The organism is Siccirubricoccus sp. G192 (genome assembly GCF_019084075.1).
Classification (GTDB): Bacteria; Pseudomonadota; Alphaproteobacteria; order Acetobacterales; family Acetobacteraceae; genus G192.
Genome location: NZ_JAHREN010000001.1, coordinates 1 through 13,355 on the forward strand (window position 1 = coordinate 1; position 13,355 = coordinate 13,355).

At 71.2% G+C, this 13,355-nt stretch carries 15 protein-coding genes and 3 pseudogenes; 9 read left to right on the forward strand and 9 right to left on the reverse strand.

Annotated elements, in window-relative coordinates; translation table 11 throughout:
• Positions 1–238: pseudogene (locus KSF81_RS00005) on the reverse strand (hypothetical protein); the annotation flags it as partial.
• Between the two features lie 908 nt (positions 239–1,146).
• On the opposite strand from KSF81_RS00005, the gene KSF81_RS31735 reads away from it, so the two are divergent.
• The 6 genes from KSF81_RS31735 (at position 1,147) to KSF81_RS00035 (ending at position 4,501) form a co-directional block, all read left to right on the forward strand.
• Positions 1,147–1,980, forward strand: a complete 834-nt coding sequence (locus KSF81_RS31735) for a tripartite tricarboxylate transporter substrate-binding protein (protein WP_375293361.1) — start codon at positions 1,147–1,149, stop codon at positions 1,978–1,980.
• Positions 1,981–2,405: 425 nt separating this feature from the next.
• The gene (locus tag KSF81_RS00015) at positions 2,406–2,810 is read left to right on the forward strand and encodes a cation:proton antiporter (RefSeq protein WP_217377192.1); all 405 of its coding nucleotides are present in this window, start codon (positions 2,406–2,408) and stop codon (positions 2,808–2,810) included.
• Positions 2,786–3,169, forward strand: coding sequence for a cation:proton antiporter (locus KSF81_RS00020; protein WP_217381862.1), 384 nt, complete (start codon positions 2,786–2,788; stop codon positions 3,167–3,169). Before KSF81_RS00015 ends, KSF81_RS00020 begins: the two co-directional genes overlap by 25 nt.
• Positions 3,163–3,801, forward strand: a complete 639-nt coding sequence (locus KSF81_RS00025; protein ID WP_309139424.1) for a hypothetical protein — start codon at positions 3,163–3,165, stop codon at positions 3,799–3,801. Before KSF81_RS00020 ends, KSF81_RS00025 begins: the two co-directional genes overlap by 7 nt.
• Positions 3,802–3,825: 24 nt before the next feature.
• Positions 3,826–4,143 (forward strand): CBS domain-containing protein, encoded by a 318-nt coding sequence (locus KSF81_RS00030; RefSeq protein ID WP_217377194.1) that lies wholly within the window; start codon positions 3,826–3,828, stop codon positions 4,141–4,143.
• Positions 4,106–4,501, forward strand: a complete 396-nt coding sequence (locus KSF81_RS00035; RefSeq protein WP_217377195.1) for a CBS domain-containing protein — start codon at positions 4,106–4,108, stop codon at positions 4,499–4,501. The genes KSF81_RS00030 and KSF81_RS00035 overlap by 38 nt, the downstream gene beginning before the upstream one ends.
• On the opposite strand, the gene KSF81_RS28715 is transcribed toward KSF81_RS00035, so the two are convergent.
• Positions 4,470–4,706, reverse strand: a complete 237-nt coding sequence (locus KSF81_RS28715; RefSeq protein ID WP_309139425.1) for an MscL family protein — start codon at positions 4,704–4,706, stop codon at positions 4,470–4,472. The genes KSF81_RS00035 and KSF81_RS28715 overlap by 32 nt on opposite strands.
• Positions 4,661–4,879: an MscL family protein gene (locus KSF81_RS28720; protein WP_254453282.1), complete on the reverse strand. Its 219-nt coding sequence runs from the start codon at positions 4,877–4,879 to the stop codon at positions 4,661–4,663. Before KSF81_RS28720 ends, KSF81_RS28715 begins: the two co-directional genes overlap by 46 nt.
• Before the next feature lie 467 nt (positions 4,880–5,346).
• Here KSF81_RS28720 and KSF81_RS00045 point away from each other — a divergent pair, with 467 nt between their 5' ends.
• Positions 5,347–6,309, forward strand: coding sequence for a peptidoglycan-binding domain-containing protein (locus KSF81_RS00045; protein WP_217377196.1), 963 nt, complete (start codon positions 5,347–5,349; stop codon positions 6,307–6,309).
• Here KSF81_RS00045 and KSF81_RS00050 read toward each other — a convergent pair.
• From KSF81_RS00050 to KSF81_RS00060, 3 genes and pseudogenes are all read right to left on the reverse strand, one after another.
• Positions 6,275–7,580: pseudogene (locus KSF81_RS00050) on the reverse strand (TRAP transporter large permease). The gene KSF81_RS00045 and the pseudogene KSF81_RS00050 overlap by 35 nt on opposite strands.
• Before the next feature lie 4 nt (positions 7,581–7,584).
• Complete coding sequence (locus KSF81_RS00055; protein ID WP_217377197.1) at positions 7,585–8,121, reverse strand: TRAP transporter small permease; 537 nt, start codon at positions 8,119–8,121, stop codon at positions 7,585–7,587.
• A 163-nt stretch (positions 8,122–8,284) separates the two neighbouring features.
• Positions 8,285–9,127 (reverse strand): TRAP transporter substrate-binding protein, encoded by an 843-nt coding sequence (locus KSF81_RS00060; protein WP_254453283.1) that lies wholly within the window; start codon positions 9,125–9,127, stop codon positions 8,285–8,287.
• Between the two features lie 322 nt (positions 9,128–9,449).
• Between KSF81_RS00060 and KSF81_RS00065 the strand changes: the two genes are divergently transcribed.
• Positions 9,450–9,752: a hypothetical protein gene (locus KSF81_RS00065; protein WP_217381863.1), complete on the forward strand. Its 303-nt coding sequence runs from the start codon at positions 9,450–9,452 to the stop codon at positions 9,750–9,752.
• Here KSF81_RS00065 and KSF81_RS00070 read toward each other — a convergent pair.
• The 3 genes and pseudogenes from KSF81_RS00070 to KSF81_RS28730 form a co-directional block, all read right to left on the reverse strand.
• Positions 9,724–10,158 (reverse strand): CBS domain-containing protein, encoded by a 435-nt coding sequence (locus KSF81_RS00070; protein WP_217377198.1) that lies wholly within the window; start codon positions 10,156–10,158, stop codon positions 9,724–9,726. The two genes, KSF81_RS00065 and KSF81_RS00070, sit on opposite strands and share 29 nt — an antisense overlap.
• A gap of 174 nt (positions 10,159–10,332) precedes the next feature.
• Positions 10,333–11,382, reverse strand: a complete 1,050-nt coding sequence (locus tag KSF81_RS28725; RefSeq protein ID WP_309139427.1) for an ATP-binding cassette domain-containing protein — start codon at positions 11,380–11,382, stop codon at positions 10,333–10,335.
• A 76-nt stretch (positions 11,383–11,458) separates the two neighbouring features.
• Positions 11,459–12,112, reverse strand: a pseudogene (locus KSF81_RS28730) (ABC transporter transmembrane domain-containing protein); the annotation flags it as partial.
• Between the two features lie 206 nt (positions 12,113–12,318).
• On the opposite strand from KSF81_RS28730, the gene KSF81_RS00080 reads away from it, so the two are divergent.
• Positions 12,319–13,317 (forward strand): tripartite tricarboxylate transporter substrate binding protein, encoded by a 999-nt coding sequence (locus KSF81_RS00080; protein ID WP_217377199.1) that lies wholly within the window; start codon positions 12,319–12,321, stop codon positions 13,315–13,317.
• Positions 13,318–13,355 lie beyond the last annotated feature (38 nt).

Consider the following 13,355-nt stretch of genomic DNA (forward strand, 5'->3'; position numbering starts at 1 on the left):
GGCGCGCCGCCTCGGCGCTGGCGCAGGCCTGGTCCCGCAGCAGGTCGGAGCCGGGGGCGGTCGGCTCCAGCTTGGCCCGGACCCGGCACATCGCATGGCGGCTGCTGGCGGGGGAACCGCCATGCCAGCGCCGCAGCGCCGCAGCCCACCCGCCCGTCTCCATGAACCAGCGGCGCGGGGCCGCCCGCCCAATCGGCCAGGCGCTCCGCATCCAGCGGCCAGTCAGAGCCACGGGCATGCACCCCGGCATTCACCTGCACCGCAAGCCAGCCGCTGGCCGCGCCGCCGGCGGCGCATGGGCGCCGCGCCGTGGCAGGTCCTCCGGGTAATGGGCGCGGCGCCAGTGCTGAGGGCATGGGCATGCAGCCCGCTCTCGGACAATGCGATGGCGACCAGCGGGCCCTGCGGCAGGCCATGGATGCGCTCCGCCCGGCAGGCGGCATCAGGCAGGCCCCGCGAGGCAAAGCGGCTTGGCGGGTCGCCGCCTCCGGTGGCCTGCGGCGGCAGCAATTCCTGCGCGGCGCATCGGGAAGCCGCGGCCTCGCGGCGCCGGGCAGGGCAACCACCAGCAGGGCGGCGAGAACCGCGCCGACCGGCAAGGCACGCGCCGCCCATGCCGCGGGCGCGGCACGGGCCTCGAGCCCCCGGAGGGAGGGCGCCCCGCGCCACGCGCAGGAACCCCGCTGAGGGGCGCCGGGGGTCTTGCCACCGGCGTACCGTTCGCGGACGTCATCCCGGTTTCGTTAGCATGCGTGGAACGACCGGGGCAAGCTACGGGAGCAGGCCGGGGCCGCCGGGCGCAGAAACCGGTGGCGGCGCCCCGCGCCCGCGGTCAGATTTGCACGCAACCGCTTCAGCCGGGGAAGATGCCGATGCGCCGCCCCCTCGCCGCGCCGTCTGGCCACCGCTGGCGAGGCCTGCCGATGCTCGCTCCCTGGCCGGCAGCCTGCCCTTTCGCCCCGCGCGGGCCAGCCCGCCTGTCCGGATCGCCCGGTCACGCTGGTGGCGCCCTTCTCGGCCGGCGGCGCGGCCGATATCGCCGCCCGCATCCTGGCCGCGCATGCGCCACGCCATTGCCCAACCCGGCCGCGACCACGTGGTGGAGAACCGCACCGGCGCCTCCGGCGCGGTCGGCGCACCCAGTATGTGGCGCGCGCCAAACCGGACGAGCAGAGCCTGCTGCTGGCCCGGGGTCGGCTCCTCCGCCATCCTGCCGGCGACCGATCCGCGCACCCCTATGCCTGGGACGAGTTCACCATGCTCGGCCTGCTGGACGAGAACCCCTTCGTGGTCTGCGTCCGCGCCGAGGCGCCCTGGCGGAACCTGGGCGAGTTGCTCCCTGCTCCTGCAGATCCGGGGCGGCTGGATGTTCGCCACCCCGGGCCGGCGACCATCCTCGATCTCGGCATCCGCCACCTCTTCGCGGCCAGCGGCCTGCCGATCGATGCCGGGGTCGCCATTCCCTTACGCGGCGGTGGCGAAGGCGGTGAGGCTCAGCTCGGTTTCCGGCCAAGCGCAGTTCATCGGCAACAACCTTACCGGCACCTTCGGCGCCATCGCCTCCGGCCGGTTGGGGGCGCTGGTGGTCGGCACGGCGAACGGCTGCCCGCCCTGCCCGGCGTGCCCACCGCCAAGGAGGCGGAGGTCGAGGCGCTGGCGCAAGATCACCGGCTGGAACGCCCTGTTCGGCCCGCCGGCCCTGGCCGAACCGGTGGCGGATGCCTGGAGTTGCGGGCCTGGCGGCGCTGGCCGAGCCTCGCGCATGGATCACCGCGACGCGCCGCGTCGGCGGCATCCACGGGTGCTGCCGCCGGCCCGGACCCGCGATTCACTCCGCGGCCAGGTGGCGCTCTACCGGGACCTGGCGCGGCGCCTGGAAGCCATCTGAAGCAGCCGGGCCGCCCACATCGGGCCGGGCCGGCTGGGCATGCATGCCCCGGGGAGGGTTGCGTGGCTGACCCGGGCAAGCAAACCCCGTAGTGTCCTGCCCGCGAAGTTCGCTGGATCACCAGCGAAGGAAGCGTCAGCAGGCCCTGGAAACAAAGGCTAGTGGCCTGAGGGCCGGCCAAAGGACTTCGGAATCAGGCCACTGGGTTTCCGAAACATGCCGCTCGTCGAAGCCGTCCTTGCCCTGATCGCGGCCTGCATCGGCTTCGCCCTGCTCACCCGCGCCGGCTGCGCCTGCCCTATGCGGTGATCCTGGTGCTGGGCGGCATGGCGCTGGCCTTCATCCACGGCCTGCCGCAGGTGCGTTCGAGCCCGAGTTGGCGCTGGCCTTCTTCCTGCCGCCGCTGCGCAGGCCAGCGCCTTCCGACGGACTGGCGCAGCTTCCCGCAGCAACCTGCGGCCGATCCTGCTGCTGGCGGTGGGCTGCGTGGGTGGCCTAACGCCTCTGCATCAGGGCATTGGCCAAATACCTGGTGCCGGAACTGCCCTGGGCCGCGGCCATCGCGCTCGGCGCCATCGTCGCGCCGCCGGATGCCGTCGCGGCGGGCGCGGTGCTGTCCCGCCTCCGGCTGCCGCGCCGGCTGGTGACGGTGCTGGAGGGCGAGCCTGGTGAACGATGCCCGGCCCTGGTGCTCTACCGGTTCGCCGTGGCAGCCGTGGGCGCCGGCGCATTGGCACCCTGGGACGGGATGGGGAGATTCCTGCTGCTGGCCGCCGGCGGGGTGGCGATGGGCTGGGTGGTGGGCCGCCCCGCCATCTGGGTCCAGGCCCGCTTGGGGACACGCTGCTGGAGACGGCGCTGGGCTTCCTCGCCTGCTATGCAAGCTACCTGGCGGCGATGGCGCTGCATCTTTCGGGCGTGATCGCGGTAGTGACCACCGGCCTGGCGATGGGCCGGGCGCAGCACCGCATCGCCGGCCCCCGCAGCCGTCTGGCGGGGCGGGCGGTCTGGGATTTCCTGGGATTCATCCTGAACAACCTGGTCTTCATCCTGATCGGGCTGCAGTTGAACGACATCCTCGGCCGGCTGGACGGGCGCCCCTGGTGGGAGATCGTGGGCATCGACCTGGCGCTGGCGGCGGCCCTCATCCTCTCCCGCTTCCTCTGGGTCTTTCCCGCCACCTGGCTGCCGCAGCTGATCCCGGCGGTGCGCCAGCCGTCCCGATTCAGCCCTGGGCCGAGGCGACGATCATCTCCTGGGCCGGGATGCGCGGCGTGGTGAGCCTGGCGGCGGCGCTGGCCCTGCCGATGGATTTTCCGCAGCGCGACGCAGTCGTGTTCCTCGCCTTCACCGCCATCCTGGCGACGCTGGTGCTGCAGGGCACGACGCTGGAATGGCTGATCCGCCGGCTGCACGCCGAGGTGCCGGCGCATGCGGGCGGCATCGACCCGGAGGAGGCGAAGGCGCACCACCTCTCCGCCCGGGCCGCACTCGATGAGATCGAGCGGCGGCTGACCTTAAACCCACTGGAGGGTGCCATCGCCGCCGATCTGGTGCCGGGCTCCGCGACCGCGCCCGCCATCTGCACCCGCGCTGCCGGAGATCGCGGCGCGGTGGCGGCGGAACGGGCGGCGCGGCAGCGGCTTCGCCTCGATTCGCCAGAAGCGGCGCGGGGCCGCCTGATCGACAGCACCGCCAGGGCCGGCTGCGTGAGGAGGGGCTGGCCCGGCTGGAACTGGAGCTCGACCTTGAGGATTGCGCGTCCGCCAGGCGCTGGGCGACGAGCGGACCGAAATGGAACGGCGCGCGGCGGAGCAGCGCCGGCGCGAGCAGACTGGCTGGGCCGCCTTCTTCGCGCAGAGTTGACCCCCTGTCGAGGCAGGGCCGCGGTGCAACCTGTATCCTCGGGATGAAACCAGGGATGCTGGAGCCGCAACATGAAGGTCGGTGACATCATGACCCGCCAGGTGATTTCCGTGCCGCCGGACACGCCGGCGCTGGCCGTGGCGCGGCTGCTCGCGGAGCGTGGCGTCTCCGCGGTGCCGGTGACGGATGCATCGGGAATGCTGCTCAGCATCGTCTCCGAGGCCGACCTGATCCGGCGGCTGGCCACCGGCGCGGCGCCGGAGGTGGAGCCTGACGCAGCGGCTGTTCTACAACCGCGACCGGGCGGCAGCGGATTATACCCGCGCGCATGGCGCGACCGCCGAGGACATCGTGACCCGGAAGCTGGTGACGGCGACCGGAGACCATGACCGCCGAGGACGCGCGCAATTGATCGAGACGCATGCGGTGCGGCGGCTGCCGGTGGTGAAGGACGGCATGCTGGTCGGCATCCTTTCCCGCGCCGACCTGCTGCGGGCGATGCTGGCGCCGGCCGAGGACGTCTCGGATGCGGCGATCCGCGCCGCGCTGCGGCAGGAGATGGCCCGGCTGCCCTGGGCCGATGCACCCTATGTGCTGGTCGGGGTGCAGGGCGGCACGGTGACTTTCCACGGCTTCTGCCATTCCCCGGCGGTGCGCCGCGGCCTAACGACCATCGCCGCCGGCCTGCCGGGGGTGAAGGTGGTGCAGGACCGCATCACGGAGGCGCCGCTGAACCGGGAGTTCTGAGCTCGGCCTGGGCAGGCCCGGGCCGCTGGGCGCGCAATTCGTCGCGGATCTCGGCCGATGTTCTCGCTTGGCGTCGCCGCCCCGGCGGCGCCTTGCCGATTTCGTTGAGCCGGAGCCGCGACAGCGCCTTCACCACCCAGAAGATGGCGAAGGAGACGATCACGAATTTGATGATGGTGTTGAGGAATTTGCCGATGGCGAGCACCGCCGCGCCACCTTCGCGCGTGGCCTCCAATGAGGGCGGCGCTCGCCGCTCAGCACCAGGAAGATGTTGGAGAAATCCACCCCGCCGACCGCCAGGCCGATCAGCGGGTTGATCAGATCCTCGACCAGCGAGGTGACGATGGTGGTGAAGGCGGCGCCGACGACCAGGCCCACCCAGGTCCACCACGCTGCCGCGCATGAGGGAAGGCCTTGAGGCCCGGAGTCCAGGCGGGCTCGCGGATGAGGCTGGTGGACATGCGGCGACTCTCCCCCGTGCTGCCGCCAGCTTAGGCCGCCCCCGCCTGCCGGAGGAATGCTGCGGCACAGCCCAACCGGAACAATTGATCGGCAGGCAGGCCGGCCCGCGCAGGCGGATATCGCGGCCGCAGGCGGCGCCGTGCCGACCCTGAGGCCCGGCTGTGGCGGCCTGCTGCCGCACCCGGCGGCAGGTTGCATTCCTGCTTCCGCGACCCGGCTGGCACCCTGCCGGAGACCGGCGCCGCGAGCCCTGCCGACCCCGGGAGATCGATCCCGTCCGCGCAACCATCCCTGGCCGGGGACGTTCCGGTCGGCGCAGGCGGGAGCGCGCCGATCCCCATGGGACCGGTCGAACGCTGCATCGCCGCAGGATGAGGAGGGCGATGATGACCTGGAAACTGGTCGGTGTGGCGGTGATGGCCCTGGCCGTTACGGCCTGCGGCACCGAACCGCGGGAACGCACCACCGGCGGCGCTGCGGCGGGTGCCGCGACCGGCGCGGGCATCGGGGCGCTGGGTGGGCCGGTCGGCGCGCTGGCGGGTGCCGCGATCGGCGCCGGCGCCGGTGCCGCGACCGGCGCTGCCACGAGCCCACGTGATGTCAATCTCGGCGAGCCGCCCTGGAGCAACCCCGAGGTGCGGACCCCGCTCGACAACGACCGGAGCAGCCGGGCCGGAACGCGCTCGGCACGGCGTGACCATGCAGGTTCGAGCAGCGTGCAGCAGGCGCAGCGGGAGCTGAATCAGCGCGGCTTCAATGCCGGCTCCGCCGATGGGGTCTGGGGGCCGCAGACATCGCAGGCCGCGATGGCCTTCCAGCGGGCGAACAACCTGGATCCCACCGGGCGCCTCGATTCCCGCACCATGCAGGCGCTCAACATGGACGCGAGCCGCAGCAGCACGGCGCAGCGGCGCGACGATCGCAACCGCGCCTATATGGGCGGCGGCACGACCGGCACCGACAATCGCGCGACCGGCTCCTACCACCACCACCGGGCCCACCGGCAGCGGCGGTCCGGGCATGAACGATACCCGCAGCACCACGGGCACCGGCACCATGGGTACCGGCACCTCGACCGGCAATCCGGGGGTCGGTGGCGGCGGCATCGGGTCGAGCACGACGACGGGCCCGGGCTCCATGGGCGGCGTCGGCTCGGGCACCCAGCCGGGCACCGGCGGCACCACGCCGCGCTGAACCGGCAGGCCGCGCCGCCGATTCCGCCCGGCGGCGCGACCCTTCCGCGGTTTTCGTCCAGACGTGGACGAAGGCCATGGCGGATGGCTCCTGTGGTCCGGAGTCACGCGATCTGCGTCAGCGTGAGAGCAGCAGGTTCGCCAGCCCGGTGACCAGCGTCACCGGGAACAGGGTGATCAGCACCACCGTCAGCACCAGCATCAGGAAGAACGGCAGGGAGGCCATCGCGATCTCCCCCTGTTCCTTGCCCGTCATGGTCTGCATGACGAAGAGGTTGAAGCCGAGCGGCGGGGTGATCTCGGCGATCTCCACCAGCAGCACGATGAAGACGCCGAACCATACCAGGTCGAAGCCGGCATGCTGCACCATCGGCACCACGATGGAGGTGGTGAGCACGATCATCGACACGCCATCCAGCGCGGTGCCGAGCACGATATAGACCACCGTCAGCATGGCGATGATGCCGAACGGCCCGAGATCCAGCGCCACCACCGCCGCGGCCAGCGCCGCGGGGATGCCGGTCAGCGCCATGGCCTTGGAAAGGAAGGCGGCGCCGGCCAGGATGAACATGATCATGCAGGACAGCCGCGTGGCGCCCTTCAGGCTGTCCAGGAAGTTCTGCCAGGTGAGCGCGCCCGTCACCGCCGCCAGGATGAGGCTGCCCAGCACGCCGAAGGCCGCGGCCTCGGTCGCCGTGGCCCAGCCCGCGAACATGGTGCCGATGACGGCGATGATGAGCAGTCCGCAGGGGATGAGCTGCGCGCTCTGCCGCAGCTTGGCCGCGAAGGGCATGCCCGGCTCGACCGGCGGCTGCTTCGAGGGACGGAGCAGCGCCCAGGTGATGATGTAGAGGCTGAACAGCGCCATCACCAGGAGCCCGGGAATCAGCCCGGCGATGAAGACCCGCACGATCGAGACCTCGGCCGCCACCGCATAGACCACCATGATGATGGAGGGCGGGATCATGATGCCGAGCGTGCCGGCGGTGGCCAGGCTGCCGATCGCGGTGCGCTCGTCATAGCCGCGGCGGCGCAATTCCGGCAGCGCGATCTTCGACACCGTCGCGCAGGTGGCGGCGGAGGAGCCGGAGACGCTGCCGAAGATGCCGCAGGCCAGGATGTTCACATGCAGGAGCCGCCCTGGGATGCGCCGCACCCAGGGGGCGAGGCCATTGAACAATCCCTCCGAGAGGCGGGTGCGGAACAGGATCTCGCCCATCCAGATGAACATCGGCAGCGCCGCCAGGGTCCAGGGAGCCGGTCGCCTCCCAGAAGGCGGAGGCGAGGAAGAGGCCGGGACTCGGATGCACCACCACCATGGCCAGCCAGCCCACCGCGGCAAGCGACATGGCGATCCAGAGCCCGGTGCCGAGCAGCAGGCACAGCACCACCAGCAGCAGCAGGGCGAAGCTCAGCAGTTCCATGCCCCTAGAGCTCCGCCGAGAAGTCGCCGGAGGCCGCGCGTTCCTCCGCCGCCACGACATAGCTCGGCTTGGCCCCGCGCAGCACCGTGACGAGCTCGTCCAGGATCGCCACCAGCAGCAGCCCGGCGCCGAGCGGCATGGCGAGCTTCGGAATCCAGAGCGGGATGGGCACGGTGCCCTGCGCCACCTCCTCGATTTCCAGGGAGAAGAGCATGTCCTGGCCGGTCCACCAGGTGACATAGGCCATGATGACGGCGGCCATCACGAGCACCAGCGCCTCCATCACCCGGCGGGGGAAAGGCCGGAGGCGGTCGATCACCATGCCGACCCGGATCAGCTCGCCCCGCTTGAAGGTGGCGGCGAGGGCGAAGAAGGTGGTGGCGACGCAGAGATAGGCGCTGACGTCATCGGCCGCCGGCAATTGCATCCGCAGCTCCCGCAGCAGCACCTGCGCCATCATCACCAGGAAGATGCCGAGCAGCGACAGCGCCGCCAGGCCGGCCGCAGCGGTGTAGAGCGCATCCAGCAGTCGGCGCATCATGCGGCCCGGAAGGCCCGGCCGGAGACAACCGCAAGCTGCATGCGGCGGAAAAGCGCCATGCCGGAAGTCCCCTGGTGATCTGTTCCAGGGAAAACCACGCGCCGCCGGCTTCGGGCGGCGCAAGGGGCGATCGGCGGGGTGGCGGCCCGGCCGGAGGACAACCCTACCCGGCGCGCAGGGCCTCGATCAGCTTCCGGCCGTCCTCGCCGGCCTTGGCGATCCATTCCTCGGTCATGGTGGCACTGACCTGGCGCAGCGCGGCCATGACATCGGGCGGGATGGTGCCGATGATGAGGCCCTTCTCCGCCAGCCGGCTCTCGGCGGCCTTCTGCGCCTCCTCCGCATAGCGCCAGCCGCGTTCCTCGGCACGGCGGGTGGCGGCCAGGAACACCTCCCGCAGGTCGGCCGGCAAAGCCTCCAGCGCCCGGCGGGAGACCAGCACGGCGTTCTTGGTCATGGAGAAGGTGGCCGGGGTGAAGACCTTGGCATAGTCCCAGGCCGAGGTATCGACGCCGGTCTGGGCCGAGGTCACCATCGCCGTGGCGATGCCGGTGGCGAAGGCCTGGGCCAGCTCCGCCTGCTGCACCAGCACCGGATTGGCGCCGACCAGCGCGGCGAAGCGGTTGGTCATCGGGCTGAAGGTGCGGAAGCGGCTGCCGCGCAGCACATCCAGGTTGTTCAGCGGCACCTGGGTATAGAAGCCCGCCGCGGGCCAGGCGACGGTATAGAGCAGCGCCAGGCCCTGGCGCTGGAGGCGCGCCTCGATATAGGGCTTCTGCAATCCCGCCAGCCGCTTCGATCTGGCGAAATCCCGCACCAGGAAGGGGATGGCGTCGGCGTCGAAGAAGGGGTCCTCGTTGGAATAGGCAGTGAGCAGGACCTCGCCGAGTTGCACCTGGCCGGTCTGCACGCCGCGCTTGATCTGCGCCATGGGCAGCAGGCTGGCATTGCTGTGGACCTGGAGGGCGAGGCGGCCACCCGAGGACTGCTCGATCTCCGCCGCCATCTCGCGGATGTTCCGGGTCTGGAAAATCCCCGTCCGGATAGGGCGTGGCCATCTGCCAGCGGGTCGGCGCCTGGGCATGCGCGCCCGCCCCCAGGACTGGGCCCGCAAGCAGGAAGGCCGGGGCCGCGAGCGCGGCGCGGCGGGTGATCGGCATGGCGGGAAGCCCCCTGTCCTTCATTGTCCTCTGCGATTGATGCAGGGGTCGCCCCGTCGCGGCAAGCGGAAGCTTGCGGCCCGCTACAGCGGATAGTCGCGCGCGGGGTCCACCCCGACGGCTTCCAGGAATTTCCCTGAGCCCGCCCACCTCCTCCTTGGAGAGGCTGTGGCGGGTGTCGTGGAAGCCCTGGGTGTGGCCCTTCAGCTTCACCACGACCTGGCCGTGCCCGCCATGCACCACCTCGGCGCCCAGATCCGCAAGCGCGGCATGCACCAGCTTCGGGTCGATATTGCTGCTGACGGGATGGGCGAAGAGGGCATGCAGCGTCTTGCGGTGGCGATGGTTCATGGCATCGGTGCTCCGGGCAGGATTGCCTGCGCGGCAGTGGAGCGCCGCCGCGCCGCCATGTCCTTGCGGCAGATCAATGAACGGCAGTCGCTCACCCCGCCGAGGCGACGTAGGTCTTGAGCGTCTCCGTCTCGTATTCCGCCTCCTCGATCCGCGCCTTCACCAGGTCGCCGATCGAGACCAGGCCGGCAAGCTGGCCGTCCACCAGCACCGGCAGGTGCCGGACCCGGTGGTTGGTCATGAGACCGAGCGCCTCCACCACCAGGGTCTCAGGCGTGACGGTGACGAGGTCGCGGGTCATGAGCTGCTCAGCCGGCAGCTGCGAGGTGCCCTGGCCGTGCCCGGCCATGCCGCGGATGATGTCGCGCTCGCTGATGATGCCGATGATCCGGCCTTCGGCATCGCGCACCAGCGCCGCGCCGATCCGGCGCTGATCCAGGATGCGCACGACGTCCACCACCCGGTCGGCCGGAGCGACGGACACGACCTCCGTGCCCTTGTGCTTGAGGATCGCGGCGATGAGCATGGGCTGCCCTCCTTGGGCCCTTCTTGGCCGGTGGCACCGTGCGCGAGGCACGAAGAACCTGCCGTCGCATGAAGCCTGCGCCCCGTCCGGGCCGCCGGGCAAGCAAAAGCCGCTGCCGTCCCGCCTCAAGGATCGGTGGGCGGCCGATACGCCGCCGGTGCTACTCCGCCGGCATTACTCGGCCGCCTGGGCCGGCTCCGCGGTCTGGCCGGTGAGCTGGGTGCGGACCAGTTCGGCGAAGCGGCCGCCCTGCTGCACCAGGTCGTTGAAGCTGCCGCGCTCGGCGATGCGGCCGCCCTCGAAGACCAGGATCTCGTCGGCATCGCGCACGGTGGAGAGGCGGTGCGCGATGACGAAGGTGGTGCGGCCCGCCATCAGCGCGGCCAGCGCCTTCTGCACCCGCGCCTCGGTCGCCGCGTCCAGCGCGCTGGTGGCCTCGTCCAGGATCAGCACCGGCGGGTCCTTCAGCAGCGCGCGGGCGATGGCCAGGCGTTGGCGCTGGCCGCCGGAGAGGCTGGCGCCGCGCTCCCCCACCATGGTGTCGTAGCCCTGGGGCTGGCGCTGGATGAAGTCATGCGCCTCCGCCATGCGGCAGGCGCGCTCGATCTCCTCCTGCGTCGCCTCGGCGCGGCCGATCAGCAGGTTGTCGCGGATGGTGCGGTTGAACAGCATGCTCTCCTGGAAGACGACGCCGATATTGCGCCTGAGGCTTTCCAGGGTGACGTCGCGCAGGTCATGGCCATCCAGCGTGATGCGGCCCTCCACCGGGTCCCAGAGGCGCTGCAGCAGCGCCATGGCGGTGGATTTCCCGGCGCCGGTCTGGCCGACCAGCGCCAGGGTCCGGCCGGGCGGCGCCTCGAAGGAGATGTCGGTCAGGATGCGGGTGCCGCCGGGATAGGCGAAGGCCACCCGGTCGAACTCCACCGCCCCGATGGCACGGTCCAGGGTCAGCGCGCCGGGACGCTCCGGCACGCTGCTGCGGGCGTCCAGCACCTCGAAGAATTTGACGATGGAGGGCGCCTGGAAGACCAGCCGGGAGACGAAGGCCACCGCCCCCTCCAGCTTGCCGATCAGCAGGGTGGCGAAGCCCATGAAGCTGACGATCTCGCCCACCGTCGCCTTGCCATCGAGGTGCAACACGGTGCCGAGGACGAAGATCGCGATGACGGTGACGGTACTGGCGGCCCGGGTCAGCACCGAGACCACCGCCCACCAGTTCAGCACCGGGGAATTGGTGGTCCAGCACCTGCCGGACGATGTCGCCGAAGAGCCGCGCCTCGCTGTTCAGCCGGGTGAAGGATTGCACCACCATCACGTTGGAGAGCGCGTCCTGCGCATTGCCGGCGAGGCGCGTCTGGAACCGCTCGACCACGCTCTGCGCCGTCTCGGTGCGCTGGATCACGAAGGCGGTGAGGATGGAGAAGAAGACCACCAGCCCGATCAGCAGCAGGCCCATCCGCCAGTTCATCGCGAGCGTCAGCGGCAGCAGCACGATGGCGGCGATGAAGGTCACCAGATGGTCGCGGAAGAAGGCCAGCCAGAGGCCGAACATGTTATCCATGCCGACCAGCATCACCTTCATCAGCCGGCCGGACTGGATGTCGCCATGGAAGGAGAGCGGCATGGCCAGCACATGCTCGAAATAGCGCTGCATCCAGATCAGCCGGTTGCGATGCGCCATGCGGTCCGAGAGCAGCGAGACGGCGACATTGGCGCCGATGCCGGACAGGCCCACCGCCCCCCAGAGCGCCAGCAGGGAGAGCGCCTCCGCCCAGACCGCATCGCGGCTCATGCCGGCGGCATGGGACAGCACGTCCACCACCCGGCCGAACAGCACCGGTTCCAGGAACTGCAAGCCGGCCAGCGCGACATTCGCGGCGGTAAGGCCGATCGCCACCCAGCGATCCGCCGCCAGGAGCCCGAGAACCCGCCCATAGAGCTTCAGAAACTGCATCCGGCCGCGCCCCCGATGGCCTCCCTTGCCCGAATTCCCCGGACAATACCCACCCGGCCGGCGCCGGAGCGGGTGAGAGCCGTCCGTACAGGCCCGCCCCGCCCTCCGGCAAGGCTTGCCATGCGCCGGCCCGATGCGGCAGGAACAGGGAAAGATCGGCCCAGCGGGACAAGAGTTCCCGCGGCCAGGAAGGAGACCAGCCGAGAATGCCGCGTGACCCGATCGGGTTCCCGTCGCGCCGCGCCCTGCCGGGCATTGCCCTCGGCCTGGCCGCGGCGACCGGCCTCCTGCCCGCCAGGGCCCAGCCGGCCTGGCCGAGCCGGCCGCTCCGCCTCATCGTGCCCTTCCCGACCGGTGGCGCCACCGACCTGCTGGCGCGGGTGATGGCCGAGCGTCTGGGCGCCCGGCTCGGCCTGCCGGTGGTGGTGGAGAATCGCGGTGGCGCGGCCGGCGTCATCGCCGCCGAACTCGCCTCCCGCGCCGAGCCGGATGGCTACAACCTGTTCTTCGCCTCGATCGGCACCGCCTCCATCAATGCCAACCTGCACCAGCGGCTGAGCTACCGGCCGGAGGACCTGGTGCCGGTGGCGCTCTTCGCCGATCTGCCGAATGTGATCGTGGTGCGGCGCGACGCGCCCTGGCACAGCCTGCATGCCCTGCTGGCCGCGGCGCGCGCGAAGCCGGGCGGACTGACCTATGCCAGTTCCGGCAGCGGCAGCAGCCTGCACCTCTCGGGTGAGATGCTGAAGGCGGATGCCGGCGTCGATATCCTGCATGTCCCCTTCCGCGGCGGCGCCGATACCGCGAACCAGATCCTGGGTGGGCGGATCGATATCGGCATGAACAACCTGCCCTCGGTCATCACCCTGATCCGGTCCGGCCAGTTGCGGGCGCTGGCGGTGACCTCGCCGGAGCGCACGCCGGCCCTGCCCGATGTGCCGACGGTCGCCGAATCCGGCCTGCCCGGCTATGCCGCCACCGCCTGGTTCGGCCTGCAGGTGCCGGTCCACACGCCGCAGCCGGTGATCGAGCGGCTGAACGCCGAGGTGAATGGCATCGTCGCCGACCCCATGGCGCGGGAGCGGCTGGAGCAGGTGGGCGCCCGGATGCGCGGCGGCTCCATCGCCGATTTCGCCGAATACATCCGCACCGAGAGCGTGAAATGGGCGGAGGTCATTCGCCGCTCCGGTGCCAGGGTGGACTGACCCGGCGCTCCGCGCCCATGCTACAGGCCGAACAAAGC